This is a genomic window from Micromonospora musae, assembly GCF_003626635.1.
Taxonomy (GTDB): Bacteria; Actinomycetota; Actinomycetes; order Mycobacteriales; family Micromonosporaceae; genus Micromonospora; species Micromonospora musae.
In genome coordinates this window covers 96,093-120,917 of the sequence record NZ_RAZT01000009.1, presented here as the reverse complement: position 1 = coordinate 120,917, position 24,825 = coordinate 96,093, and the positions used below count along the sequence as shown (strand labels likewise).

The 24,825-nt window shown below is 72.7% G+C and carries 22 protein-coding genes and 1 riboswitch; of the genes, 7 read left to right on the top strand and 15 right to left on the bottom strand.

From position 1 onward, the window contains the following. Nucleotides 1-34: 34 nt before the first annotated feature. The 3 genes from D7044_RS18925 to D7044_RS18915 all read right to left on the bottom strand — a co-directional run bounded on the left by D7044_RS18925 (nucleotide 35) and on the right by D7044_RS18915 (nucleotide 2,411). Nucleotides 35-1,597 (bottom strand): Na+/H+ antiporter, encoded by a 1,563-nt coding sequence (locus D7044_RS18925; RefSeq protein WP_120675336.1) that lies wholly within the window; start codon nucleotides 1,595-1,597, stop codon nucleotides 35-37. Between the two features lie 212 nt (nucleotides 1,598-1,809). Further along, nucleotides 1,810-2,097 carry a hypothetical protein gene (locus tag D7044_RS18920; RefSeq protein WP_120689707.1) on the bottom strand — a complete coding sequence of 96 codons (288 nt, stop codon included), beginning with the start codon at nucleotides 2,095-2,097 and terminating at the stop codon, nucleotides 1,810-1,812. Then, on the bottom strand, nucleotides 2,091-2,411 hold the full coding sequence (locus tag D7044_RS18915; RefSeq protein WP_120689706.1) for a hypothetical protein: 321 nt from the start codon (nucleotides 2,409-2,411) through the stop codon (nucleotides 2,091-2,093). The genes D7044_RS18920 and D7044_RS18915 overlap by 7 nt, the downstream gene beginning before the upstream one ends. Before the next feature lie 206 nt (nucleotides 2,412-2,617). Here D7044_RS18915 and D7044_RS18910 point away from each other — a divergent pair, with 206 nt between their 5' ends. Further along, on the top strand, nucleotides 2,618-4,729 hold the full coding sequence (locus tag D7044_RS18910) for an amylo-alpha-1,6-glucosidase (RefSeq protein ID WP_233565040.1): 2,112 nt from the start codon (nucleotides 2,618-2,620) through the stop codon (nucleotides 4,727-4,729). Between the two features lie 30 nt (nucleotides 4,730-4,759). Here D7044_RS18910 and D7044_RS18905 read toward each other — a convergent pair whose 3' ends face one another. After that, on the bottom strand, nucleotides 4,760-5,173 hold the full coding sequence (locus tag D7044_RS18905) for a nuclear transport factor 2 family protein (protein WP_120689705.1): 414 nt from the start codon (nucleotides 5,171-5,173) through the stop codon (nucleotides 4,760-4,762). A gap of 265 nt (nucleotides 5,174-5,438) precedes the next feature. Then, a riboswitch (SAM riboswitch) is annotated at nucleotides 5,439-5,550 on the top strand. 277 nt (nucleotides 5,551-5,827) lie between these two features. On the opposite strand from D7044_RS18905, the gene D7044_RS18900 reads away from it, so the two are divergent. From D7044_RS18900 to D7044_RS18890, 3 genes are read left to right on the top strand one after another with little or no spacing between them, the layout of a single operon-like run. Continuing rightward, nucleotides 5,828-6,697 (top strand): ABC transporter substrate-binding protein, encoded by an 870-nt coding sequence (locus tag D7044_RS18900; RefSeq protein ID WP_120689704.1) that lies wholly within the window; start codon nucleotides 5,828-5,830, stop codon nucleotides 6,695-6,697. 44 nt (nucleotides 6,698-6,741) lie between these two features. Then, on the top strand, nucleotides 6,742-7,521 hold the full coding sequence (locus tag D7044_RS18895) for an amino acid ABC transporter permease (protein WP_120689703.1): 780 nt from the start codon (nucleotides 6,742-6,744) through the stop codon (nucleotides 7,519-7,521). Then, entirely contained in the window at nucleotides 7,518-8,261 is a 744-nt protein-coding gene (locus tag D7044_RS18890) for an amino acid ABC transporter ATP-binding protein (RefSeq protein WP_120674903.1), read from the top strand. The genes D7044_RS18895 and D7044_RS18890 overlap by 4 nt, the downstream gene beginning before the upstream one ends. Before the next feature lie 74 nt (nucleotides 8,262-8,335). Here the strand turns inward: D7044_RS18890 and D7044_RS18885 are convergent, their stop codons facing one another. From D7044_RS18885 to D7044_RS18875, 3 genes are all read right to left on the bottom strand, one after another. Next, entirely contained in the window at nucleotides 8,336-9,175 is an 840-nt protein-coding gene (locus tag D7044_RS18885; protein ID WP_199716698.1) for a sugar phosphate isomerase/epimerase family protein, read from the bottom strand. Between the two features lie 68 nt (nucleotides 9,176-9,243). Further along, nucleotides 9,244-10,404 carry a dihydrodipicolinate synthase family protein gene (locus D7044_RS18880; protein ID WP_120689702.1) on the bottom strand — a complete coding sequence of 387 codons (1,161 nt, stop codon included), beginning with the start codon at nucleotides 10,402-10,404 and terminating at the stop codon, nucleotides 9,244-9,246. Next, nucleotides 10,401-11,552: a Gfo/Idh/MocA family protein gene (locus D7044_RS18875; RefSeq protein WP_120674899.1), complete on the bottom strand. Its 1,152-nt coding sequence runs from the start codon at nucleotides 11,550-11,552 to the stop codon at nucleotides 10,401-10,403. The genes D7044_RS18880 and D7044_RS18875 overlap by 4 nt, the downstream gene beginning before the upstream one ends. Nucleotides 11,553-11,764: 212 nt before the next feature. On the opposite strand from D7044_RS18875, the gene D7044_RS18870 reads away from it, so the two are divergent. Continuing rightward, nucleotides 11,765-12,799 carry a LacI family DNA-binding transcriptional regulator gene (locus D7044_RS18870; protein ID WP_120689701.1) on the top strand — a complete coding sequence of 345 codons (1,035 nt, stop codon included), beginning with the start codon at nucleotides 11,765-11,767 and terminating at the stop codon, nucleotides 12,797-12,799. 120 nt (nucleotides 12,800-12,919) lie between these two features. Here D7044_RS18870 and D7044_RS18865 read toward each other — a convergent pair whose 3' ends face one another. From D7044_RS18865 to D7044_RS18835, 7 genes are all read right to left on the bottom strand, one after another. Then, nucleotides 12,920-15,016 carry a PQQ-dependent sugar dehydrogenase gene (locus D7044_RS18865; RefSeq protein WP_120689700.1) on the bottom strand — a complete coding sequence of 699 codons (2,097 nt, stop codon included), beginning with the start codon at nucleotides 15,014-15,016 and terminating at the stop codon, nucleotides 12,920-12,922. Between the two features lie 34 nt (nucleotides 15,017-15,050). Then, nucleotides 15,051-16,013, bottom strand: a complete 963-nt coding sequence (locus tag D7044_RS18860) for a LamG-like jellyroll fold domain-containing protein (RefSeq protein WP_120689844.1) — start codon at nucleotides 16,011-16,013, stop codon at nucleotides 15,051-15,053. A gap of 112 nt (nucleotides 16,014-16,125) precedes the next feature. Further along, entirely contained in the window at nucleotides 16,126-16,875 is a 750-nt protein-coding gene (locus D7044_RS18855) for an ABC transporter ATP-binding protein (RefSeq protein WP_120674893.1), read from the bottom strand. Then, on the bottom strand, nucleotides 16,865-17,602 hold the full coding sequence (locus tag D7044_RS18850; RefSeq protein WP_120674891.1) for an ABC transporter ATP-binding protein: 738 nt from the start codon (nucleotides 17,600-17,602) through the stop codon (nucleotides 16,865-16,867). Before D7044_RS18850 ends, D7044_RS18855 begins: the two co-directional genes overlap by 11 nt. Before the next feature lie 76 nt (nucleotides 17,603-17,678). Continuing rightward, nucleotides 17,679-18,800 carry a branched-chain amino acid ABC transporter permease gene (locus tag D7044_RS18845; RefSeq protein ID WP_233565039.1) on the bottom strand — a complete coding sequence of 374 codons (1,122 nt, stop codon included), beginning with the start codon at nucleotides 18,798-18,800 and terminating at the stop codon, nucleotides 17,679-17,681. Then, nucleotides 18,784-19,671 carry a branched-chain amino acid ABC transporter permease gene (locus D7044_RS18840; protein ID WP_120689698.1) on the bottom strand — a complete coding sequence of 296 codons (888 nt, stop codon included), beginning with the start codon at nucleotides 19,669-19,671 and terminating at the stop codon, nucleotides 18,784-18,786. The genes D7044_RS18845 and D7044_RS18840 overlap by 17 nt, the downstream gene beginning before the upstream one ends. A gap of 5 nt (nucleotides 19,672-19,676) precedes the next feature. After that, nucleotides 19,677-20,900 (bottom strand): amino acid ABC transporter substrate-binding protein, encoded by a 1,224-nt coding sequence (locus D7044_RS18835; protein WP_233565038.1) that lies wholly within the window; start codon nucleotides 20,898-20,900, stop codon nucleotides 19,677-19,679. A gap of 123 nt (nucleotides 20,901-21,023) precedes the next feature. On the opposite strand from D7044_RS18835, the gene D7044_RS18830 reads away from it, so the two are divergent. Continuing rightward, nucleotides 21,024-22,055 (top strand): LacI family DNA-binding transcriptional regulator, encoded by a 1,032-nt coding sequence (locus D7044_RS18830; protein ID WP_120689697.1) that lies wholly within the window; start codon nucleotides 21,024-21,026, stop codon nucleotides 22,053-22,055. Nucleotides 22,056-22,088: 33 nt separating this feature from the next. Here the strand turns inward: D7044_RS18830 and D7044_RS18825 are convergent, their stop codons facing one another. Then, a complete protein-coding gene (locus D7044_RS18825; protein WP_120689696.1) occupies nucleotides 22,089-22,880 on the bottom strand; it encodes a maleylpyruvate isomerase family mycothiol-dependent enzyme in 792 nt (263 codons plus the stop codon). Nucleotides 22,881-23,237: 357 nt separating this feature from the next. Between D7044_RS18825 and D7044_RS18820 the strand changes: the two genes are divergently transcribed. Further along, nucleotides 23,238-24,800, top strand: coding sequence for a coiled-coil domain-containing protein (locus D7044_RS18820; protein ID WP_120689695.1), 1,563 nt, complete (start codon nucleotides 23,238-23,240; stop codon nucleotides 24,798-24,800). The last annotated feature ends 25 nt before the right edge of the window (nucleotides 24,801-24,825 follow it).

Here is a 24,825-nt window from a genome sequence, read left to right as displayed (position 1 = left end):
TGCTCTCCTCTCCTTCACCGACCCGTACCCTCCGCTACTGCGGCGCCTCCGGCCCGAGCAGCCGGATCTCCTCGATGTCCAGCGCGGCCTGGAGGTCACGCAGCACGACGTCGTCGATCTCGTTGGCGTCACGCATCCGGGTGATCTCCCGGCGTTTGTGCTCGATCAGGCCCAGCCGCAGCTGCCGCTCCCGCTCGCTGGCCCGTGGCGGGCCCCCCTCCTGCTCCGCGCTCTGGATGTCCTCGAGGAGGGCCTCGTAGTCCGTGCGGACCCGACCCGCCACGTCGTCGTCCGCGCCGACCCGCGCGGCGATCTCCGGCAACGCCGACAACCCCGCCTGTCCGGCCCGTACGCGGGCCCGCCGCACCTCCTCGAACCGCTTCGGATCCCCGGTGAGGCCCGCCCAGCGGATGATCAGCGGCAGGGTGGTGCCCTGAACCAACATGATCGCCAGGATCGCCGTGGCGGTGCAGAAGATGATCAGATCTCGCTCCAGGACCTGGTGCCCGTGTGCGGTCAGCGGGACGGCCAGTGCGGCCGCGAGCGAGACCGCGCCGCGGAATCCGGTCCAGGTGGCGACGATCCGGATCCGGTACCCCACCCGGGCAGCGCGCTGCGACTCGCGGCGGTCGACCGCGCGCAGGGCGTACGGCGACAGGAGGATCCACGCGCCCCGGGTCAGCACCACCACCAGCGTCACGACCGTCGCGATGACCGCCGCCCGCCCGAAGGAGACGCTGGTGACGCTGCGGATCGCCCGGGGAATCTGCATTCCGAGCAGCACGAAGAGCGCGCCGTTGATCAGGAACGTGGAGAGGTCCCAGAAGGAGAACGCCACCAGCCGGGAACGGGCCCGGATCACCCGCGGCCCGGCGTACGAGAGCACCAGCCCGGCCACCACCACCGCCAGTACGCCGCTCGCGTGCGCCTGCTCGGCCAGCAGGAACGCGGCGAACGGGGTCAGCACGCTGAGCGCTCCCTCGCGCATCGGGTCGTCGATGCGGCGGCGCGCCAGCACCACCAGACCGCTGACGACCAGCCCGGCGACGATGCCACCGACGAACGAGAGGCTGAACTCCCCGGCCAGTTCCAGCGCCGACGGCACGGTGCCGCCGGCGAGCAGGCCGACGGTGACGGAGAAGAGCACCAGCGCCGTACCGTCGTTGATCAGGCTCTCCGCGTGCAGGGTGGTGAGCAGCCGGCGCGGCATTCGCTTGGCGAGGCCGGAGACCGCGGCGGCGTCGGTGGGGGCCAGCACGGCGCCGAGCACCCAGGCCGCCGCCGGATTGACGCCGAGCGCCTGCGCGGCGAACGACACGGTGAGCATCGTGAGCCCCACCAGCACCACGGCGAGCAGGCTGATGACGACCAGGTTGGCGCGGATCTCGCGCAGGCTGGTCGTCAGGGCCTCCCGGTAGAGGATCGCCGGCAGGAAGAGCACCAGCACCACCTCGGGCTGGAGCACCACGTGCGACAGCGGCGGGATCAGGGCCAGCAGCGCGCCCATGCCGATGAGCAGGACCGGCGGCGCGACCCGGTACCGACCGCCGATGGTGGTTCCGACGATCACGGTGACGGCCAGCACCACGAGAAGCACCAGCCCCTCCACGTAGCACCCCCCGCCGTCGCCGCGGTGACCGTTCCGTCACCACTGTGGCGGTTGGGCACGGGTCGGGGAGGCCGAACGGGCGCAGCGCGCGGCGGATCACCGGTGCGGGTGCGGGGCTCGGTGGGGACGGGGAGGTCAGCGTCGCGCGCGCCCCGTTGGCCGGTACGGGGCCGGGACGGGTTCGAAGCCCGGCGGGACGGTCAGCAGAACCAGCCGTCCTGGACCCAGCCGCGTCGGTTGATGTGCCCGTAGGCGAAGCCGTAGACGTAACCGCCGCTGCGCGGCCCCTCGACGAGGAACGTCTGGCCCTGGTACAGGGTGCCCATCCAGGCGCCGTTGGGTTGGGTACGGACGAAGAGGTCGACCGCGCAGACGGTCTCCCGCTCGCCGACCGTGCCGTACGCGGCCCGCGCCGGGGTAGCGGCCGCGCTCGCGACCAGCGCGGCGGCGGTGACGACGACGCCCGCGCGCCGATGCGCTCTCACCACGAGTCGTACCCCCCGACGCACTCGATGCGCAGATAGCCCCAGTCGTTCGGACCGAAGTCGAAGGAGGCGGCCCAGCCGTTGTAGACGGGGTGGGCGCCCGGCGTGTGGCCGATCTTGTCGCCGTGGCCCAGCACCCGCTTCAGCCCCACCGGCCCGCCGGCGGAGTCGTAGTTCGCGTAGAAGCTGGCGCTCTGGCAGGTGACGACGGCGTGCCGGGGCACGACCGGATCGGCGTGGGCGGCGCCCGCCCCGAGCGGAACCGACAGCACGGCCGCCACGGCCACGGCGGCGGCGCGCAGGAGCGTTCCCGGCATCGAGCCTCCCTCTTCGCGCGGACTCGCCGACGCTACCAAACCGATCCAGATTCATCTATCCAGCGGCGTGTCATCTTGGTCAATGCCGCCACGGCGGCGGGGCGCCCGGACATAGGGTCGCGGTAAGGGCAGGCTCGGTACCGCCGGCTGGGGGGCACGTGACGGCTGCGGAACGACGACGCACACCGGCGCAGCCGTGGCCGGACGTGGACTCCGTCGAGCGGGTGGCCAGCGGGGCCTGCCGCGACCTGCCGCCGGAGCTCGGGCCGGACGCCGTGGGCGTGCTCGAGGGCCGCACGTTCATGTTCTCCAACGCCTCGGGGGACGTGCCGAAGGGCACCATCGGTGGGCTGGTGCACGACGACACCCGCTTCCTCGACCGGTGGGAACTCACCCTCGACGACGCGCCGCTGCTGGTGCTGGGCTCCGGAACCGTCGACCCGTTCTCCGCCGCCTTCTTCCTCGCCAACACCGAGCTGCCGGACCTGCCGCCGAACCGGGTGGGCGTCCGTCGGCAACGGTTCGTCGGCGACGGCATGTACGAGCGCATCGAGCTGCGGTACTTCGGCTCCGACCCGGTCGAGCTGCGGCTGCGGCTCGCCGTGGGCACCGACTTCGCCGACCTGTTCGAGATCAAGGAGTCCGGCCGGGACCGCTCCCCGCAGATCGTCCGCCGGCACGAGCGGGACGGCTCCTCGCTCTGCTTCGCCTACCGCAACGGCAGCTACTACGCCCTGGTGCGGGTGGAGGCCGAGCCGGCGGCGACCGAGGTCGACGGGGACTCGCTCGTCTGGCACCTGCGACTGTCCCGAGGTGAGGCGTGGCGGTGCGAGCTGCGGGTGCCCCTGCACTGCGGCGAAGAGCAGTTCCAGCCGGCCGCCCGCAGCTTCGGCGACGTCTTCGAGCGTGACGCCGAGGACCCCTCGGCCCGCTGGCTGGCCTCCGTGCCGAGGCTGGACGCCGGCTCGGACCGGATGGTCGCGATGTACCGCAAGTCCGCCGCCGACCTGGCGTCGATGCGCCTGGAGAAGCGCATCCGGGGCGAGCCGGTGGTGCTGCACGCCGCCGGGCTGCCCTGGTTCATGACCGTGTTCGGCCGGGACACGTTGATCACCGGCTACCAGACCGTCGCGCTCGGCAACGCGATGGCGCGGGGGACGCTGCTGGTGCTCGCCACCCATCAGGCGCAGGATCACGACGACTTCACCGACCGGGAGCCCGGGAAGATCTTCCACGAGTTCCGCAGCGGCGAGCTGACGCAGCTCGGCTTGAAGCCCTACCAGCCCTACTACGGCGGCGCCGACACCACCGCGCTCTGGCTCGTCCTGCTCTCCGAGTACTGGCGCTGGACCGGTGACGAGGAGCTGGTGCAGCAGCTGTGGCCGAACGCCCTGGCCGCCCTGCGCTGGATCGACGAGTTCGGGGACCTGCACGGTCACGGCTACGTCGGCTACGCGACCCGGTCCCGGGAGGGGCTGGGCAACCAGTGCTGGCGGGACTCGCCCGACGGGGTGCAGTTCGCCGACGGGACCATCCCGACGCTGCCGATCGCCACCTGCGAGACGCAGGGCTACACGTACGACGCGAAGATCCGCATGGCGGAGCTCGCCGACGGGCCGATCCGGGACCCGGCCTCGGCGCAGCGGCTGCGCGCCGAGGCGGCGGCGCTGCAGGAGCGGTTCGACCGCGACTTCTGGGTGCCGGAGCGCGGCGGCTACTACGCGGTCGGCCTGGACGGCGACGGCCGCCAGATCGACTCGATGACGTCGAACATGGGCCATCTGCTCTGGAGCGGCATCGTGCCACCGGAGCGGGCGCGGCTGGTGGCCGCCCAGCTGATGTCCGACGAGATGTTCTCCGGCTGGGGCGTACGCACTCTCTCCACCGCGGAGAGCGGCTACAACCCCATCGGCTACCACGTCGGCACCGTCTGGCCGCACGACAACTCGATCATCGCGGCCGGGCTCGCCCGCTACGGCCAGCACGAGGCGGCGCAGCGCATCGTCGAGGCCATGATGGAGGCGTCCGCCTACTCCGAGCACCGGTTGCCCGAGGCGTTCTCCGGCTACGACCGCAGGTTCGGGCGGCGGCCGGTCCCCTACCCCACGGCGTGCAACCCGCAGGCCTGGGCCAGCGGAGCCCCGCTGCTCTTCCTGCGTACGCTGCTCGGGCTGGAGGCGGTCGACGGCCGGCTGGTCCTGGCGCCGCGCCTCCCGGAGTCGATCGGCCCGATCAGGCTGCTCGGCGTTCCGGCGTTCGGCCGCCACTGGGACCTGCACGCCGAGGGTTCCCACGGCGAAGTACGCCCCGCCGAGTGACCGGGCGGACGCTCCCCGCCGGCCCGTGCGTCACCCGGCCGGCTGGACTCCCCGCCACAGGCCGTTGAAGGCGGTGCTGTCGAAGAAGGCGGTCCCGTCGACCACCTTGCCGTCGCGGAAGGTCAGGAACCACGCGACCGTGTCGGAGTAGGCGTCCCCGGCTACCGTGACACCGGCGCCGTCCCAGATCACCACCACCGTGTCGGCGTCCTCGTAGATCGCCCGCACGGTCACCGGACGGAACGGGCTGTCGGCGCCGAACCGGGCGTCGAACGGCCGCAACGCCTGCTCGACGAACTCCTCGGCGGACCGGTAGACGCGGGAGGCCGCCGAGTTGCCGGTGATCTCCCAGCGCATCTCCGGGGCGAAGAGGTCGGTGATGCCGGCGGAGCCGGCGGACCAGTCCGCGAAGGCCCGGGAGACGATGTCCCGGTTCGCTGCCATGACGTCACCACCCCTCCACGGGCCCGACCACCGGCGGCCCGCGACCGCGCCGCGGCGTCGGGCTCCCCGCCACCTTATCGAGCCGACCGCCCCGAATCCGGGCGTTCCCGGCGCCTCCCGCCACCGTCGGGCCTTTCCGCTCCGTTCGATCCGCGACGGCGTGCCGACCCCGGGCGGGTGCAGGAGCCCCGGCGATCACCGCGTGCGTGAGAGTCGTCATAACGGCTGGACGACTGTCCGTACCGGGCTGTTAACCTCTTGCGCAGGTCATGAGTGCCAGCGTCAAGCCCCGGCTTGCTGGCCGGCAACCCTCCTCCGCGGTGGGGTGCCCCGGGTGAGGACCGGGCACCGGAGTCGATCCGGTGCAAGCGTGGCCTGGTTCCCAGGTCAGCAACGACCTAGGAGAGCCAATGTCGTTCCCGCACCCCATCTCGGTCGGTCTCCCCGCGTCCGTTCGGCGGCCCCGGCCGCCGGCGCTGACCCGACGCCGGCACGTCGACATGATGTGGGTGTGCAGCGCCGGCTGTCCCGCCGGCGCGCGGCGCTGACCGCGACCTCTCCCGCCAGTCCGAACTTCCCACCGGTGTGCCCGTCCGGCGCACCGTCGGCGGCGCACGTCCGTGCCCCGCCGCTTACCGACACCCGGAGACACCTGTGCGATTCCTTCCTTCCCTGACCCGGTTGGTCGCCGTCGGCGCGGTCGCGATCCTCGGCGCCGCCACCCTCACCGCCTGCGGCGACGACTCCTCCGCCGGCGCGGACAACCCGTACGACCTGCTCCAGCCGGGGGTGCTGCGCGCCGGCACGCTCAGCGACGCCCCGCCGAACGTGTACCTGAAGGACGGCAAGTTCACCGGCTTCGACAACGACCTGCTCAGCGCGGTCGCTGCGAAGATCGGCCTGAAGGTGGAGTTCGTGGGCACCGACTTCTCCGCGCTGCTCGCCCAGGTCAACAACCACAAGTTCGACGTGGGCAGCTCCTCGATCACCATCACCGAGGCCCGCAAGAAGACTGTGGACTTCGGCAACGGGTACGACTTCGGCTACTTCGGACTCGACGTCCCCGCCGGCTCGTCGATCAAGAGCTTCGACGAGCTGACCGGGAAGCGGGTCGTCGTCGTGCAGGGCACCGTCCAGGACGACTACGCCAGCGGCAAGGGGCTCGACCCCGTGCGGGTGCCGGACTACAACGGCGCGATCAACCAGCTCAAGGCCGGCACCGCGGACGCCTGGATCGCCCCGGCCGAGATCGGCGAGACCTCGGCCGCGGAGAGCGGCGGGAAGATCACCGTGGCCGCGAAGCTGCTCAGCCCCGCACCGACGGCGTACGCGGTGGCGAAGGGGAACGACGCCCTGCGCAAGGCGCTCGACAAGGGCCTCGACGAGGTGATCGCCGACGGCACGTGGAGCCGGCTGCAGGCCCAGTACTACCCGGGCCGGCCGATCCCCGCGGACTTCAAGCCGGGCAGCGGCACCGTGGCGGTCCCGGCCGCGCCGACCGCGTCCGCGTCGGCCACGTCCTGACGGTACGACGAGACGAGCGAGCGGAACGGTAGGAGAGGCGAGACATGGATCCGTTGCGCACCCTGTGGGAGACGTTCTTCGACTGGGAGTCGATGCGCGAGGCGCTGCCCGAGATGCTCACCGTCGGGCTGCCCAACACGCTGATCCTCGCGGTCTCCGCCGCTCTGCTCGGCTCGGTGCTGGGCATGCTGCTGGCGATCGCCGGCATCTCCCGCACCCGGTGGCTGCGCTGGCCGGCGCGGGTCTACACCGACGTGTTCCGGGGGCTGCCGGCCGCCGCGACCATCCTGCTGATCGGCGTCGGCCTGGCGCCGCTCGGTATGCAGGTGTGGGGCCCGAACCCGTACCCGCTGGGCATTCTGGCGCTCTCCCTGATCGCCGCCGCCTACATCGGAGAGATCTTCCGCTCCGGAATCCAGTCGGTGGAGGCGGCCCAGTTGGAGGGTGCCCGGGCGTTGGGCTTCTCCTGGGGCGAGGCGATGCGGATGGTGATCATCCCGCAGGGCGTACGCCGGGTCCTGCCGGCCTGGGTCAACCAGCTCATCGCGCTCATCAAGGACTCCAGCCTGGTCTACTTCCTCGGTCTGGTGGCCAGTCAGCGGGAGCTGTTCCGGATCGGGCAGGACTACGCGGCCACCACCGGCAACGAGTCGGCCCTGCTGCTGGCCGGTCTCTTCTACCTGGCGCTGACCGTGCCGCTGACCCACGTGGTCAACGCGATCGACGCCCGGCTGCGGCACGGCCGGCTCGCCACCGGACCGGCCGACGAGATCGACGACGCCGACCTGGCCCTGCCGGGCGCGGCGGGAGGGAGCGGGCGATGACCGTCGACATCAGCACCTCGGTCAGCCTGGCCGTACGCGACGTCCATCTGGCCTTCGGGTCCAACCGGGTGCTGCGCGGGGCGGACCTGGACGTCGCCCGGGGCGGCACGGCCTGCGTCATCGGGCCGTCCGGCTCCGGCAAGTCGACGCTGCTGCGGACGATCAACCGGCTCATCGAGCCGGACCGCGGCGACGTGCTGCTCGACGGGCGCAGCGTGCTCGCCGACGACCCGGACGCGCTGCGCCAGCGGATCGGGATGGTCTTCCAGCAGTTCAACCTCTTCCCGCACATGAGCGTGCTGCGCAACGTGACCCTGGCGCTGCGTCGAATCAAGAAGCTGCCCGAGGAGGAGGCGGTGGCGCTCGCCCGGACCCAGCTGGAGCTGGTCGGGCTGGCCGGCAAGGCGGACGCGCGTCCCGGACACCTCTCGGGCGGGCAGCAACAGCGGGTCGCGATCGCCCGGGCGCTGGCGCTGCAGCCGCAGGTGATGCTCTTCGACGAGGCGACCAGCGCGCTCGACCCGGAGCTGGTCAAGGGGGTGCTCGGGGTGATGGCCGACCTCGCCTCCGCCGGCATGACCATGGTGGTGGTGACCCACGAGATGGGCTTCGCACGGGAGGTGGCCGACACGGTGGCCTTCATGGACCACGGCGTGGTGCTGGAGTCCGGTGAGCCGGCGGCCGTCTTCGAGGCGGCCGAGCACCCGCGGCTGCGCCGGTTCCTGGCCCAGGTGCTCTGAGCCGCGCCGTCGCGCGCGCCGCTGGTCTGCGGACGGCCGGACCGCTCGGTGCCGCCCGGCCGTCCCGCGACCGCTCAGTCGGGTAGCACCTGCGTGACGTAGCGGCGGGCCAGCGTCGCCACCACCTCGTCCGGGTCGGCCGCCCAGACGTCGGCGTTGAAGATCTCCACCTCGATGTCACCGGTGTAGCCGGCCCGCTCGACGGCGCGGCGCAGCAGCGGGAAATCGATGTGCCCGTCGCCCATCATGCCCCGGGAGAGCAGGGCGTCCGGCGGCAGCGGGGTGATCCAGTCGCAGACCTGGAAGCCGGCGATGCGGCCCCGGGCGCGAGCGATCTGGCCGAGGACGTCCGGGTCCCACCAGACGTGGAACGTGTCGACCACCACGCCCACCTGCTGGGCGGGGAACCGCTCGGCCAGGTCGAGCGCCTGCCCGAGGGTGGAGAGCACCCCACGGTCGGCGCAGAAGATCGGGTGCATGGGCTCCAGGGCCAGCCGTACGCCCCGTCGGGTCGCGTACGGCGCCAGCTCGGCGATCCCGTCGGCCATCCGGTCCCGGGCGCCGGCCAGGTCACGTGAGCCCTCCGGCAGGCCGCCGACCACCATGACCAGACAGGCCGCCGCCAGCTCGGCGGCCTCGTCGATGGCGCGCCGGTTGTCGTCGAGAGCCTGCCGCCACCGCGCCGGGTCGGCGGCGGTGAGGAAACCGCCGCGGCACAGCGAGGAGACCCGCAGGCCGGCGTCGGCGACGAGCCGGGCGGCGGCGGGCACGCCGATCTCCTGCACCGGCTCCCGCCACAGCCCGACCGCCGGCAGGCCGGCCCGTACGCAGCCGGCGACCGCCTCGGCGACCGACCACCGTTCGGTGGTCCGCTGGTTGAGCGACAGCCGGGCCAGCCGGGGGTCACCGGGGATCGGGGTCGGCACCCCGGCCGGCCGTCCGGACGGCACGTCGAGGGTGTCCATGGTGGAGAGCGCGTCGGTCATCGGGGCACTCCGGCGACGTCGAGGAAAGCCCGCAGCCGCGCGGCGGCGAGGTCGGGGTCGGGCAGCAGCCGGGCGTCGTCGGCGAGCCGGACCAGCTCGGCCAGGTGGAGCACGGACCGGGCGCTCTGCAGGCCACCCACCATGGTGAACCCGGGCTGGTGGCCGCAGAGCCAGGCGAGGAACGCGATGCCGGTCTTGTAGTACCAGGTCGGGGCGGCGAAGAGATGCCGGGCCAGCGGGAGCGTCGGTGCGAACGTCTCGTCGTACCGCGCCGGGTCGCCCGCGTCGAGGGCCTGCAACGCGGCCGAGGCGGCCGGGGCGATGGCGGCGAAGACGCCGAGCAGGGCGTCGCTGTGGTGCGTACCGTCGCCCCGGATCAGCTCCGGGTAGTTGAAGTCGTCGCCGGTGTAGAGGCGGACGCCGGCCGGCAGGGCCGCCCGTAGCCTTTGTTCGTGCCCGGCGTCGAGCAGCGACACCTTGATCCCGTCGACCTTGCCCGCGTACCCCCCGACGAGGTCGAGCAGCGCGGCGGTGGCGGCCGGCACCTCCGGCGAGCCCCAGTAGCCGTCCAGGGCCGGGTCGAACATCGGGCCCAGCCAGTGCAGGATCACCGGGCCGGAGACCTCGTCGAGCAGCGGAGCGTACACCTTGGCGTAGTCCTCGGGGCCGCGGGCCAGCCGGGCGAGCTGGCGGCTGGCCATCAGGATGACCTGTGCCCCGCTCGCCTCCACGACCTCGATCTGGGTGCGGTAGGCGGCGGTGACCTCGTCGAGCGAGGCGAGGTCGGCCGGGGCGTGGTCGGTGCCGGCGCCCGCGGCGATCCGGCCGCCCGCCTCCCGGGCGGCCGCGGCGCTGCGCGTGATGAGCTCGCGGGTGCTGGCCCAGTCCAGGCCCATGCCGCGCTGGGCGGTGTCCATCGCCTCGGCGACCCCCAGCCCGTAGGACCAGAGGTGCCGGCGGAACCCCAGGGTGGCCTCCCAGTCGACGACCGCCGGCGCGCCCGGGGTGTTGTCGCCGAGCGGGTCGGCCACGACGTGCGCCGCGGCGAAGGCGATCCGGGAGGTGATCGGCCCGGCGGGCCGGGACCAGCCGACCGGCTCGGCCAGCCGGCGCTGCTCCACGGTCCCGTCCGGACGGGGCAGCCGCACGGTGCTCACGCCGTCAGCTCCGGCAACTCGACGCGGCGCCCCTCCCGGGAGGAGCGGAGCCCGGCGTCGGCGAGCTGCACCCCACGGGCGCCGGAGAGCAGGTCGTACGGGTTCGGCGCGTCCTCCACGACGTGCCGCACGAACTGTTCCCACTGGGCCTTGAAGCCGTTGTCGAGCACGGCGTTGTCCGGCACCTCCTGCCACTCGTCACGGAAGTGCCGGGTCTCCGCGACATCCGGGTTCCAGACCGGTTTCGGGGTGACCGTGCGGTGCTGGACCCGGCAGCGGTGCAGCCCCGCCACCGCGCTGCCCTCGACGCCGTCGACCTGGAACTCCACCAGCTCGTCCCGGTTGATCCGGACCGCCCAGGACGAGTTGATCTGGGCGATCACCCCGCCGTCGAGCTCGAAGATGGCGTACGCGGCGTCGTCGGCGCTCGCCTCGTACCGCTGGCCCTGCTCGTCCCACCGGTGCGGCACGTGCGTGACCACCCGGGCGGTGACGGCCCGTACCCGCCCGAAGAGGTTCTCCAGCACGTAGTTCCAGTGCGGGAACATGTCCAGCGCGATGCCGCCACCGTCCTGCGCCCGGTAGTTCCAGCTGGGCCGCTGGGCCGGCTGCCAGTCGCCCTCGAAGACCCAGTAGCCGAACTCGCCGCGTACGGACAGGATGCGGCCGAAGAAGCCGCCGTCGACCAGTCGCTTGAGCTTCAGCAGGCCGGGCAGGTAGAGCTTGTCGTGCACCACGCCGTTCTTCACCCCGGCCCGGCGCGCGTGCCGGGCGAGTTCGAGCGCGCCGGCCAACGACTCGGCGCTCGGCTTCTCGGCGTAGACGTGCCGGCCGGCGTCCATCGCCTTGATGAGCGCCTTCTCCCGGATCTGGGTCAGCTGGGCGTCGAAGTAGACCGGGTAGTCGGGGTCGGCCAGAGCGGCGTCCAGGTCGGTCGTCCATCGGGGAAGGTCGTGCCGCTGCGCGATCTCACCCAGCTTGGTGGCGTTCCGCCCGACGAGCAGCGGCTCGAGCTGCACCCGGGTGCCGTCGGAGAGCGCCACCCCGCCCTGCTCTCGGATGGCGAGGACGGATCGGACGAGATGCTGCCGGTAGCCCATCCGGCCGGTCACCCCGTTCATCACCACGCCGAGCTTGCGAGCGGCCATCGACGACCTCCTTGGGAAAGCGCTTACCGAGACGGTAGGGCAGAGCGCGCCGCCGGTGCAAGCCCCGTCCACATCGGCCGGTCACCGCCGGTGCCGATCGGCCCCGGTGGATGGGAGAAGCCCAGCTCATCAGGGTTTGACGACGCGATCGGCCGGTTCCTACGCTGGCTGCGGACGATTTCCGTCCGACGCCCGCGGGAAAGGACGGTGTCGTGACCGGTTCCGTCACGCTGCACGACGTGGCTCGGCGCGCCGGCGTCTCGCTGGCCACCGCCTCGCGTGCGCTCAACGGCAGCGCCAACCGGGTGGTGGGCGAGGAGCTGCGCGAGCGCGTACTGCGCGCGGCGGCGGAGCTGCGCTACTCCCCCAACGCCCACGCCCAGGCGATGGCCCGCGGACGCACCAACATCGTCGGTCTGTCGCTGCACGACATCGCCGACCCCTACTTCTCCGCCGTCGCCGCCGGCGTGATGCGGGCGGCCGAGGCGCACGGCCTGCTGGTCACCATGGCGAGCACCGAGCGGCGCCCGGGGGCCGAGACCGACTACGTGGGGGCGTTCCGCCGGCACTGGGCCAGCGTGGTCGTCGTGGTCGGCAGCCGCACCGACGACCGGGCGGCCACCGACCAGCTCGCCGAGGAACTCGCCGCGTTCGAGGCCGAGGGCGGGCGCGCGGTCGCCGTCAGCCAGCCCCGCCTGCCGGTGGACACCATCTCCATCGACAACCACGCGGGCGCGCGCGACCTCGGCCACGCCCTGCACGACCTCGGGCACCGGCGGTTCGCGGTGCTCGCCGGCCCGACCGACCTGCTCACCGCGAGCGAGCGCGTCGCCGGCTTCCGGGAGGCGCTCGCCCACCACGGCGGCCGGCTCGCCGCTGAGCACGTCGTGTCCGGGCCGTTCACCCGCGACGGCGGGTACGCGGCCATGCAGCGCCTGCTCGACCGGAGCCCGGACGTGACAGGCGTCTTCGCGGTCAACGACGTGATGGCGGTGGGCGCGATGGCGGCGCTGCGCGACCGGGGCGTCGAGCCGCCGGGCGGCATGGCGATCGCCGGCTTCGACGACATCGCCACGCTCCGGGACGTCAACCCGGGGCTGACCACCGTGCGGATCCCGCTGGAGGAGATCGGCGCGCTCGCCGTCCGGATGGCGCTCGACGACGGCGTGGCGCGACCCCGGGTGCACCGGGTGGCCGGCGAGGTCGTCGTACGCGCCAGCACCCCCCGCCTGCCCCAGCCCCGTTGATCATGAGGTTTGCGGGGCCCACGAAGATCGACCCGGCCGCCGACCCCATGATCGACGGCGGGGCGGCCACGGAAGGCGGCCAGGTGGGGGCGGCGGTGTGCCGCCGCCCCCACCTGATGGTCAGAGCGCCGGGGTGCCGCGCACCGTGAGGTCACGCAGCCGACCGACGTTGTCGAAGGAGCCGAAGCCCACCCGACCCGAGTCGAACGTGGTGTCCCGGGCCGTCATGAGCGGATCCTTCGACCCGTCGACGTAGACCGCGATCTCGCCGGTGGCCGGCAGGTGCCGGACCCGGACGTCGTGCCAGTCGGCGTCGACGACGGCCGGGGCGGCGCCCCGGGACCGGCCGTTCCACTGGTAGTCGATCCGCTCCCGGTCAGCATTGTTGACCTTGAAGATGCCGTTGTGCGGCAGGATCGTGTTGTCCGTGGAGAGGTGCGCGTAGTAGAACTCCGTGTCCGAGCGGTAACCGAAGACGATGATCACATCCCGGTTGCTCACCTCGACCGGAGTGTCCAGCCGCACCTTCGCGGTGATGTCCACCGCCGCGAACTCCGGGCCCGCGGTCAGCACCGCGTACTCGAAGGGGCGGCGCGGGCCGGGACGCTGCACGCCCGCCTCGGCCAGGATGACCTCCTTGCCGGTGAACCGCCACTTCGCCGGCGTGACCGGCCGCCAGTTCGTCGGACGCATCGTGTCCCGGACCTTCGTCGTGCCGGGCTGCCCGTCGGCGAACTCGCGCGTACCGGTCACCTTCCAGATCTTCCCGTTCGCCTTGGCCAGGATGTAGAGCTCGCCCTGTGCGTCGGTGCCGAAGCGCAGGTCGACCCGGTTCGGGTCACCCGGCGCGCCCGGGCCGGAGAGGTCCTGCATCCGCACCGCCGTGCCGGCGGCGTCGAAGAGGGCCAGCCGGTGGATCGGGGCGAGCCCGCCCCCGCGCCGCATCTGCTTCGCCTCGGTGTACAGCACCCGGCCGTCGACCAGGTCACCGAAGACGTACTTGCCACGCAGCGCCGGCACGTCCCGGCCCCGGTAGACGAACCCGCCGGCCACCGCGACCCCCACGTCCGAGGTGCAGTTCCAGCCCGGCGCCGGATCGTGGTCGTACGCGGCCACCGGGTAGGTGTAGCCGTACTGCTCGTCGTCGGCCGGGAGCGGGAAGATCTTGTCGCAGGGCGCGGTCGACGTCTTGTCGAAGAGGAACGCCCCCTCGCGCTCGCTCCAGCCGAAGTTGTCGCCGGCGCGCACCTCGTAGATCGCCTCGATGGCGTGCTCGCCGATGTGACCCAGGTACATCTTGCCGGTCTGCCGGTCCCAGCTGAACCGGTGCGGGTCGCGGAAGCCGACCGCGTAGACCTCGCCGAGCGCCCCCTCCCGCCCGACGAACGGGTTCGACGGCGGAACGCCGTAGCGCCCGCTCGCGGCGTTGGTGCCCAGCGGGTCGATCCGCAGCAGCTTGCCGTGCGGCAGGGCGAGGTTCTGCGGATCGGTGTTGCGCACGCCCAGCCCACCGTCACCGACGGCGAGGTAGAGCATGCCGTAGTCCGGGTCGCGCTTCTTCGCCGCCGGATTGAAGTTGATCTCCTGGATGCCGTGCACCTGGCCGCCGAAGCCGATCCGCAGCACCTCGCGGCGGGTGCCGGCGAAGGTGTCGGCCGCCGGGTCGCTCGCCGTCCACTCGGTGATGATGCCGTGGAAGATCGTGCCGGTCTGCGACCAGTCCGGCACCTCGGTGGCGAGCGACGCCTGCTCGGTGTGGACGGTGTAGAACTTGCCGCTGCGCTTGAAGTCGGGGTGGAAGGCCACGTAGCCGAAGCCCTGGCCGAGACCCCGGCCGGAGAAGAACTTCGGCGCGAAGGTCGACGCGACGTCGAGGTACACGTGCGGTTCACCGTTCTCGACGACGTACAGCTTGCCGTTGAGGTCGGGTACGGCCCGGCGGCCGGAGCCGTCGGGGATCTCCATGATGGTGTTGATCCGGGCCTGCCGCATGAGCCGCGCGTCGGTCGGCGCGGGCGTCGGCTCGGACTTCGGGAACGACGTGTACTCGCTGAGCACGAGCCCGAGGCGGCTCTGGGTCTGCGCCTCGGGCACCGGATCGTAGATCGCGTCGGCGGCGCGGGCGGGCGCCGCGGCCACCAGCGACAGGGTGAGCGCGGCGGTCGCGAGCGCCGCCGTGGCCACCGATCTGCGCAGGCGGCGAGTGGAGATGCGCACAGGTCACTCCGTTCTCGGGGGGACGGGAGGTGGATCAGCGTCGGTGGGTCATGTGCCGGTACTGCCGTTCGATCTCCCGCGCGTCGAGCGCCCGGTCGAGGAACATCAACGAGTCCATCCGGCAGTCGCACGGGTTCTGCTCCCGGTTGTCCTGCGGATAGCTGCCGCCGATCTTGATGCCGCGCGGATCGGAGGCGGTGGTGACGTGCGGGCCCGGGCCGGCGACGAGCCACGGGTCGTCGGTACGGGTGTAGAAGCCGGCCAGCGGCACACCGTCGCGGTAGAGCGCCATCGCGCCGGTGCCGAAGTCGAACGTGGCGGTGAGGTGCACCCAGCGCCCGGCGGGCAGCAGCGCGCGCCAGTCCTGCGCGGCGGCGAACGTCTGGGAGTTGCCCCCGTCGAGCCGCCGGCCGAGCGCGACCAGCCGCAACTCCCCGTTCACGTCGATCAGCTCCAGCAGGGCCCGTACGCCGTGCCCGTCGGAGTCGCCGGTCAGTACGCCGGCCAGCCCGATGGCGTTGTAGCGATCGGCCGGGTCGGTCGTGTTCGAGTTCGGCTTCGGTTCGGTCATCTCGACCTTGAACCAGCCCATCACCGTGGTGCCGGCGACGGCGTTGAACGCGCGCAGCGTACGCACGCCGCTCGCCGAGTAGATGCCGGCCTTCCAGTCGTCGTTGCCGGCGACCGTCGGCTCGACCTGCCGGGTCTGCAACGCCCGGCCGCTGCCGGCGTAGGCGCGGTCCCGCACGCGCATCTCCGCCGCGCCGTTCACCAGCTCGATCTCGGTGCCGGAGCGCCCCTGGTCGCGTTCCAGCGCCTCGTCGCCGGGGACCGGATGATCGAAGTCGTAGAAGGCGACCAGGTCGTCTCGTAGGGACGGGTGGACGTCGCGCGGGCCGGCCCGGAAGGCCGACGCGGGTGGCGCGGCGACACCGGCCAGCACCCCGGCCGCCAGCACGGCGGCGGTGGCGGCGGCGACGCGTCCTGCTCTGGACATCGCGTACACCTCTCTGTGCCACGAACCTCGTCGGTCCGGTCCCGGTAAACGCTTACCCCGTTGGCCGGACCTCGCTATGTCATTTGTGCGGTGGTGCCGTACGGGCCGGCCGTCAGCGCTTCGGAACGACCGGGGGCTCGGCGGGCCGGCCGCCGAGGTAGAGCTCGCCGAGCTGCGGGTCCGCCAGCAGCTCCGGCGCGGGACCGGAGATGTGCACCCGGCCCAGGTCGAGTACGCAGCCCAGGTCGGCGGTCTCCAGTGCCCGGCGGGCGTTCTGCTCGACGAGCAGCACGGCGGTGCCGGCGTCGCGCATCCGCACGACCTGCTCGAAGACGGTCGCCGTGGCCTTCGGGTCCAGGCCCATGGACGGCTCGTCGAGCAGCACGACCTTCGGGTCCACCATCAGCGACCGGGCGAACTCGACCTGCTTCTGCTGGCCGCCGGAGAGCAGCCCGGCGAGGCTCCCCCAGCGCTGCGCCACCACCGGGAAGAGCTCCTTGACGAACTCGGCCCGACGGGCGACCCGGGTCTTGTCGCGCAGCGTGTAGCCGCCGAGCAGGACGTTCTCGGCCACCGTCATCTCGCGGAACACGCTGTGCCCCTGGAGCACGTGCGCGACGCCCGCGGCGAGCATCGCCTGCGGCCCCTGCCCGGTCACCTCCCGGCCGCCGACCAGGATCCGCCCGGACCGGGGCCGGAGCAGCCCGCTGGCCACCTTCAGCACCGTGGACTTGCCGGCGCCGTTCGGGCCGACCAGGCAGACGACGGAGCCGGCCGGCACCGCGACGGAGAGCCCACGCAGGACCGGCGCGGCGCGCCCGTAGCCGGCCTGGATGTCGACGAGTTCGATCTCAGACGCCAAGGTAGGCCCCCAGCACGCGTTCGTCGGCGCGGATCACCGACGGTGGCCCCTCCGCGATCGGCCGGCCACGGTCGAAGACCACGATGTGGTCGCTGATGCTCATCACCAGGTCCATGTTGTGCTCGACGATGACGAAGGTGCGGCCCTCGGCGTTGAGCTCCCGGACCAGGCCGCCGATCCGGTCGAGCAGGGCCGGGTTGACCCCGCCCGCCGGCTCGTCCAGCAGGACCGTCTCCGGATCGGCCATCAGCACGCCGGCCAGCTCCAGCAGCTTCTGCTGCCCCCACGACATGTTCCGCGCCTCGACGTCGACGAGGTGCTCGATGCCGAGCCGGGTCAGCCAGCCGCGCGCCCGGTCGACCTCCGCCCGGCCGTGCGCGCCCCGCAACCGGCCGAGCAGGCCCGCCGGGCGTACGGCGGCGAGCACGTTGTCCAGCGCCGACATGCGAGGAAAGACCCGGCAGAGCTGGAAGGTACGGCCCAGGCCGGCGTGCGCGATCGCGTGCGGGGCGGCCCGGGTGATGTCCCGTCCCCGGTAGACGGTCCGGCCGGAGTCGGCGCGGATCATGCCGGTGACGCAGTTGAAGAACGTCGTCTTGCCGGAGCCGTTCGGCCCGATGAGCGCGTTCACCTGCCCGTGCCGGAAGGCGACGCTGGCGCCGTCTAGCGCCACCACTCCCCCGAACGCCTTGGTGAGGCCCTCGGTCCGCAGCGCCCGCTCGCTCATGCCGGCACCTCGCTCCGCTCGCCGCCGCCATGAGGCTCCACCGCACCGCACCCGATGATTCGCTCACTCCGCTCGCTCATGCTCGCTCCTTCGTGGACGACGCCGCCGGGCCCGCTCCGGCCAGCTCGGTCTCGGCGCCTTCGCGCTGCTCGCGCAGCTCGGCGGCGGTCACCTCCCGGATGGACTGCTGGGCCGGGCGGAACCGGTCGATCGCGGCGCTGACCGCCGGCAGCACCCCGTCGGGCATGAAGAGCACGACGACGGCGAGCAGCAGACCGGTGGCGACCAGGTGCAGCGGGGTGCTGCCGTACTCGACCTTGAAGTACTCCAGCGCCGTGCCGACGACCAGCGCTCCGAGCAGCGGGCCGAAGAGGCTGCGCACCCCGCCGAGCAGCGCCATCAGCACCAGGTAGGAGCCGGTCAGGATGGAGAACTGGAAGACCGGGTCGAGGTCGCCGAACCAGAGCGCGTACAGGCCACCGGCGGCGCCGGTGAACCCGGCCGACACCACGAACACCACGAGCTTGTAGGCGAAGGTCGGGATGCCCAGCGACTCCGCCTTGTCCTCGTCCTCCCGGATCGCCTTGAGCCCGAGGCCGAACCGGGAACGGTCGATCACCCACCAGACCAGCAGCGCGAGCGCCAGCAGCCCGGCGAAGAGGAACCAGAAGACCCGGTGGTGCTCGGGGCGAAGCAGGTCCGGGAAGGGGCGCGGCACGGTCAGCCCGCGCGAGCCGCCGGTGAACGAGGCCCAGCTCTGGAAGACCAGCAGCAGGACCAGCACCAACGCGATGGAGACGATGACGAAGGAGGCGCCGCGCACCCGTAGCGCCGCGTAACCGATCGGCACGGCGAGGGCCGCCACGGCGAGGGCCGCGACGACGAGCGCCACGAAGCTGGGCACGCCGGCCTTGGTCACGAGCAGGGCGGTGCCGTACGCGCCGAGCCCGGCGAGCGCCCCGTGCCCGAGCGAGATGTAGCCGGTGAAGCCGCCGACGAAGTTCCACGAGGTCGACAGGAGGGCGTAGTTCAGCACGAGGATGCCGGCCGAGAGGATGTACGGGTTGGGCGCCAGCGACGGGAACGACAGCACGGCGACGACGAGCAGCAGGAGCAGGACGCCCCGGGCGGCCCGACCGGCCATGACCGCCGGCCGGCGCGCGGCGAGGGTGGTTACCGGTTCAGAAGCGCTGGGCAAGCCGGCCTCCGAAGAATCCCTGCGGGCGGAACGCCAGCGTGGCGAAGAGCGCGAGGTAGAAGATGGTCTGCGCCCAGGTGGTGTTGAGCGGGATCTGCAGCAGGCTCTGGGTGAGGCCGAGCACCATGGCGGCGGCCGCGGCCCCGGGCACGCTGCCCAGCCCGCCGACCACGATGATCGCCATGAGCGGCCCGATCCAGTGCCAGTGCAGCGAGGGGTAGATGGTGGTGTCCAGGGCCAGCGCGGTGCCGCCGACGGCCGCGGTGGCCAGCCCGAGGCCGAAGCCGTAGCCGGCGACCCGGTTGGTGTCGATGCCGACCAACCGGGCCGCGTCCGGGTGCTGGATGGTGGCCCGCAGCGCCCAGCCGAACGTGGTGCGTTTCAGCAGCAGGTAGAGGGTGAGCAGCGCGGCCACCGCGAGGCCGAACGCGATGAGCTTCACGACGGCGATCCGCGCGCCGAAGAGCTCGATGTTCGCCGTGCCGTAGCCGAGCTGGACGCGCCGTTGGGTGCCGGTGAAGGCGTACCCGAGCAGCCCCTCGATGATGACCGCGATGGCGAAGGTCAGCAGCACCGACATCATGGTCAGCGTGGCGGGGCGCAGCCGGGCGAGCAGGCCCCGTTGCAGCAGCACCCCGGCGGCGAAGAAGAGCGGGACCGTGACGACCAGGGAGAGCAGCGGGTCGACGCCGAGCCGGGTCTGCGACCACCAGGCCAGGTAGGCGGCGAGGATGAGGAACGCCGAGTGGGCGATCATCACCACCCGCATGATGCCGAAGTAGAGCGTCAGGCCCGAGGCCAGCAGGGCGTAGAGCCCGCCGAGCAGCAGACCCAGGATGACGCTCTGGAAGATCAGCGCTCCGGAGGTCATCGCGGCTACCAGGCCGGCTTCGGGTAGACGATGTCGGCCTCCTTGGCGTCGGCCGGGAGCACGATCTGGATCTCCCCGCCGACCCACTGCTGGATCATGTGGGCGCCCTGCGGTTTGCCGGTCGCGTCCCAGCTGAGCGGGCCGACGACCGTCTCGACGGTGTTGCCGCGTACCCAGTCGATGAGCTTCTGCTGGCACTCGCCCTGCTCGGCGCAGCCCGCCGCGGTGATCGCCGCGGCGACGACCTGGCCGGTGGTGTACGCGTTCGCCTCGTCCTCCTCCGGCGGCGTGCCGAACTGGGCGGTGTACTTCTCCACGAACTCGACGTTGCTCGGGTAGGGCGCCTTCTGGGTGTAGCCGGTGGGCGCCAGGATCCCCTCGGTCTTGTTGCCGATGGCGGCGGCGAACTCGGGGCTGGTCGGCGCCGTGGAGAACGCGGCGAGCTTCGGCTGGTACGCGAGCTGCTGGAGGGCGACGATCAGGTTCACGCCGTCCTGGTACTGCGAGCCGCCCACCACGAGATCCGCCTTCGACGCGGCGATCTTCGCGGCGATGCCGCTGAACTCGGTGGTGTTCGGCGGGTAGACCTCGTCGACCACGGTGCGGACACCGCCCGCCTCGAGCTTCTCCTTCAGCCCGTACGCCGTGCCCTGCGCGAACGGGTCGTCCATCGCCGCGTACGCCGCGGTGGTGGGGCGCTGCCCGGCCGGCAGACCGAGGATGTACTCGGCGAGGTGGTTGTAGTGGTCGTTCGCCACCGCGGGGGCGGCGTAGAAGAGGTTCTTGAAGCCCTGTTCGAAGACCTCCTTCGCGGCGCCCGCGGGCTCGACGAACAACATCCCGTACTCTTCGGCGACGCGGGCGGCCGGCACGACGAGCCGGGTCGAGAAGGGACCGACCACGACGTCGACCTGGTCCTGGCCGATGAGCTGCTCGTAGTCGGAGACGACGCGGTCGGCGTTGGACTGGTCGTCGAGGATCTTCAGCTCGACCTGGCGGCCCAGCAGGCCGCCCTTGTCGTTCACGATCTTCGCCCAGGCCTGGTAGCCGCGCTGGACTCCCTTGCCGGGCTCGGAGAAGTCGCCGGTGAGCGGCAACGAGATCCCGACCACGATCGGGTCATCGCTGGAGGTCGAGCCCTCCTCGCCACCGCTGCAACCGGCGAGCGCGAGGGCCGTCGTCGCGCCGAACGCCGTCGCCCATCTCATCTTCGTCAACCGGGTGGACATGCTCGGAGGCTCCTTTGCACCGGGCTGGAAGCGCTTGCGAAAGCGCTTTCGTACTCTAGGGTGTGTCCTACGTCACTGGCAATAGATGAAGGTGCCGACATCGATGTCTCAGGAGAGTCGCTGATGCCCAAGCCTGGCTCGAGGCTGCGCCTCGTCGACGTCGCCGAGCGGGCCGGAGTGTCACTGGCGACAGCGTCCCGGGCCCTCTCCGGCCGGGACGGAGTCAGCGAGGAGGTCGCCGACCGGGTGCGGCGGGTCTCCCAGGAGCTCGGCTACGTCGCCAACCCGTACGCGCGCACCCTCGCCGGGGGCGCCAGCTCGACCGTCGGCCTCGTCGTGCACCAGGTGGACGACCCGTACTTCTCCGAGATCGCCGGCGGGGTCATCGAGGTCGCCGCCGAGCAGGGGCTGCTCGTGCAGATCTGCCACTCGGGGCGCGACCCGCACTTCGAGCTGCGCCAGATCCGCCACCTCATCGCCCAGCGGGTCGGCATCATCCTCATCGCCGGCTCCGGCTACACCGACACCCGGGTCGAGGCGGAGACGAAGGCGGAGCTCTCCGCGTACCAGAGCCTCGGCGGGCGCGTCGCGGTCATCGGGCGGCACTCCCTCGGCGCCGACGCCGTGCTGCCCGACAACGAGGCCGGCGGGCGGGCGCTCGCCGAGCACCTCCTGGCGCTGGGGCACCGGCGGATCGCGGTGGCGGCGGGGACGCCGGGGCTGACCACCGTCACCGACCGGCTCGCCGGGGTCGCCTCGGCGCTGCGCGGCCACGGCCTGGACCTCGCCGAACTGCCGGTGGTGCACACCGACTTCACCCGGGAGGGCGGGCGGGTGGCGGCCGAGCGGATCCTCGGCGACCATCCGGGAACGACGGCCGTCATCGCGCTCAACGACGCGATGGCGATGGGGGTCCTCGCGGTGCTACGCGCCCGCCGCATCTCGGTGCCGGAGCGGGTGTCGGTGGTCGGCTTCGACGACGTCTCGGTCGCCGCCGACCTGGCGCCCAGCCTCACCACCGTCCGGCTGCCCATGACCGAGATGGGACGCACGGCGCTCGCCCTCGCGCTCAAGCCCAGGTCGAACCGACCGCGTCGGCGCCCCACCGGGCACACCCTCGTGGTGCGGGACTCCACCGGTCCGGCGCCCGCCTGACCACGACGGGCGCCGGAGCGGTGCAGCTGCGGCTCAGAAGCCGGGGAAGACGGAACGCAGCTCGTCCAGGCTCACCGGCCCGGTCAGCCGGACGGCCTCCGGCGTGTACTGCGCGCCGAGCCGTCCCACCGTGAGGCGCAGCCACGCCTCGGCCGGCGCCAGCAGCTCCCCGTCCGGCCGCTCGGGGGCGTCGGTCAGCTCGACCCGCTCGCCCAGCCGCAGCCCGAAGAGCCGCGACGGCTCCTCCAGCCGCACCGTGAGGTGTGCCTGTCGTCCGCCGAGAACGTCCGCGCGGCTCGTCCAGGCGAGCATCGCCCCCACGTTGTCGAGCAGGCGCGCCACCGCCTCCGCCGACACCGTCGCCGACGGGTCGAATCCGACCTCGACGTCCCACTGGTGCAGGGCGAACTCGCTGAGCCGCATCCGGGCCGAGGTGGCGACGTCCACCGGCTCGGGCAGGAAGCCCAGGTCGATCCGGAGCTGCGCCCGGGTGGTCGGATCCAACGCTTCGTACTCCTCGACGAGCCGCTGGTTGGCCTCGACGAAGCCGGCGGCCTGCTCGGCGGGGGACATCGCGTCCCACCGGGCCCAGACCGACTTGTTGAAGTCACCGCCCGGCGCCGCGCCGCCGGACTTCGCGGCGCGCAGCGCCGCCAGGTTGATCTCCGCTCCGCTGCCGAGGTGGCTGAGCACCTGGGACACCTGCCAGTCACTGGCGCCGGAGGGCCGTACCAGGTCCTCCTGGCCGAGCTTCCCGACGAACGCGACGAGCGCGTCGTGCCCGCCACGCAGGGCCGATATCGTCTGGTCTGCGATCGAAGACATGTCTCTCCTGTTCGTTGCGCGGCGCCGCCGCCCGCCCGCGAGGTGCGGAGCCGGCCGGGACCGGCGCCGCTGACCATCATGCCGCGCGCCCGGGCGACCCGCGCCGTGCTGAGGTCTTTGCCATGCTTTACTCTCGACGCCTTCGAGCCGGAGACGCCTCGGGGGCCGCGGCCGACACCGGCGGTGGCTCGACGGCCACCGACCGTCCGGGACGCCGGGCGGCGACCGGCGTCCACGCACGACGGGCGCGCCCCGTGGCAGGAGCGCCGGGTCGATGACGATCCGGCGTCGGCACGACGGTAGCGTTGCGCGACCCCATGCCCTGTGGGGACGGCAGGATCGTACGGAGGATGTCGGATGTCCAACGGCGAAGAGCCGTTCGCGGTACGCGAGAACCGCGGCTCGCGACCCAGCTTCGAGCTGGCGCTGCGCGGTTACGAGAAGCGGCAGGTCGATCGGTACATCGAGCAGCTCGACGGGCAGCTCGCGGCGCTCTCCACCGAGCGCGACCGGGTGACCGGGCAGGTCCGGGAGCTGACCGCGCAGATGCAGCAGCTGCACACCGAGCTGACCGAGCTGCGGCACCGCCCGAACCAGCCCGACCGGGCGTCGTTCCGCGATCTGGGCCCGATGGTCGACCAGATCCTCGCGCTGGCCGAGAAGCAGGGCGCGGCGATCGCCGACACCGCCGCGCAGCGCGCCGGGGAGCTGCAGACCGAGGCGGAACGGACGCTTGTCGACGCGCGCGAGCGAGCCACCCGGGCGCTGCAGGACCTGGAGGAGGAGCTCTCCGCGCGCCGCGTCGAGCAGGAGAAGACGTACGAGGAGCGCCGCACCGCGGTCGAGACCGAGATCGCCGAGATCCGGGAGGCGGCGGAGAAGCTGCGCGCCGACGGGGAGGCCGCGCACGAGCGGGCCCGCCAGGAGGCGAAGCGGATCAGCGAGCAGAGCGCCCAGCAGGTCGAGCAGGCCCGAGCCGCCTCCGAGGCGCTGACCCGCGCGGCGCGTACGCAGATCCAGCAGGAGCTGCAGGCGGCCCGGAGCAAGAGCCAGCAGGAGCTGGCCCAGTGGCAGGCGAACATCGAACGGGACGTCAACGAGCGGCGTACCGCCGCCGAGCAGGAGATCGCCGAGCAACGGGCGACCGCCGAGCGGGAGATCGAGAACCAGCGCAGCGCCGCCGAGCAGACCATCGGCTCCCTCATCGCCGAGGCGCAGCAGTACGCGACGGAGGTGCGGCAGCGCGCCGACGAACAGGCCACCACCCACCAGGAGCAGCTCACCGAGCTGCACCGGGAGGTGACGGTGCGCCAGCAGGCGCTGACGCAGGTGGAGTCCGAGCTGGGCGCGGCGCAGCGGAAGCTGGCCGGGGCGCACCAGGAGCAGTCGGCGACCGAGCACGAGTTGGGCACGGCGCAGCGACGCCTGGAGGAGGTCCGCCAGCAACTCGCCACCGAGGCGGCCCGACTCGACGAGGCACGCCGCTCCGCCGACCTGGCCGAGCGGCACGCGAAGGACGTCCGTGCCCGGGTGCAGCGCGAGGCGAAGCGGGTGGCCGACCTGGCCGCCGCGGCGGTGATGGCGGCCGCGGCGGGCGGCGGCGAGACGGCCGAGTACCCGACGGTGGGCACGCGCGAGCCGGGCCGGCGGCGGGCGAACGGCGGTCCCGCGCACGCGCAGGTCGAGGCGGCGGCCGAACCGGGCGAGGCGGCACCGGCACCGACTCCGGCCGAGCGGACCGCACCGGCCGAGACGCAGCGACCGGTCGAACCTGTCGCACACCCGCAGGAGCAGCCGCCGGGCGGGCCCGCCGAGACGCCACCTCCCGTCGAGCGGACCGCTCCGCATCTGGTCGCGGAGCCGCCGGCCGAGCCGGAGACCGGCGCGCATTCCAACGTGATCGTGCCCGAGCGGCGGTAGGGTGCGCCCCGCGCAGGGGCGGGTC

Excerpts from the sequence above, each read along its gene's own strand:
- D7044_RS18915 (WP_120689706.1), bottom strand. The coding sequence starts at position 2,411 with ATGCCGGGAACGCTCCTGCGCGCCGCCGCCGTGGCCGTGGCGGCCGTG.
- D7044_RS18905 (WP_120689705.1), bottom strand. The coding sequence starts at position 5,173 with ATGGCAGCGAACCGGGACATCGTCTCCCGGGCCTTCGCGGACTGGTCC.
- D7044_RS18895 (WP_120689703.1), top strand. The coding sequence starts at position 6,742 with ATGGATCCGTTGCGCACCCTGTGGGAGACGTTCTTCGACTGGGAGTCG.
- D7044_RS18890 (WP_120674903.1), top strand. The coding sequence starts at position 7,518 with ATGACCGTCGACATCAGCACCTCGGTCAGCCTGGCCGTACGCGACGTC.
- D7044_RS18875 (WP_120674899.1), bottom strand. The coding sequence starts at position 11,552 with ATGGCCGCTCGCAAGCTCGGCGTGGTGATGAACGGGGTGACCGGCCGG.
- D7044_RS18860 (WP_120689844.1), bottom strand. The coding sequence starts at position 16,013 with ATGTCCAGAGCAGGACGCGTCGCCGCCGCCACCGCCGCCGTGCTGGCG.
- D7044_RS18850 (WP_120674891.1), bottom strand. The coding sequence starts at position 17,602 with ATGAGCGAGCGGGCGCTGCGGACCGAGGGCCTCACCAAGGCGTTCGGG.
- D7044_RS18840 (WP_120689698.1), bottom strand. The coding sequence starts at position 19,671 with ATGACCTCCGGAGCGCTGATCTTCCAGAGCGTCATCCTGGGTCTGCTG.
- D7044_RS18835 (WP_233565038.1), bottom strand. The coding sequence starts at position 20,900 with ATGTCCACCCGGTTGACGAAGATGAGATGGGCGACGGCGTTCGGCGCG.
- D7044_RS18830 (WP_120689697.1), top strand. The coding sequence starts at position 21,024 with ATGCCCAAGCCTGGCTCGAGGCTGCGCCTCGTCGACGTCGCCGAGCGG.
- D7044_RS18825 (WP_120689696.1), bottom strand. The coding sequence starts at position 22,880 with ATGTCTTCGATCGCAGACCAGACGATATCGGCCCTGCGTGGCGGGCAC.
- D7044_RS18820 (WP_120689695.1), top strand. The coding sequence starts at position 23,238 with ATGTCCAACGGCGAAGAGCCGTTCGCGGTACGCGAGAACCGCGGCTCG.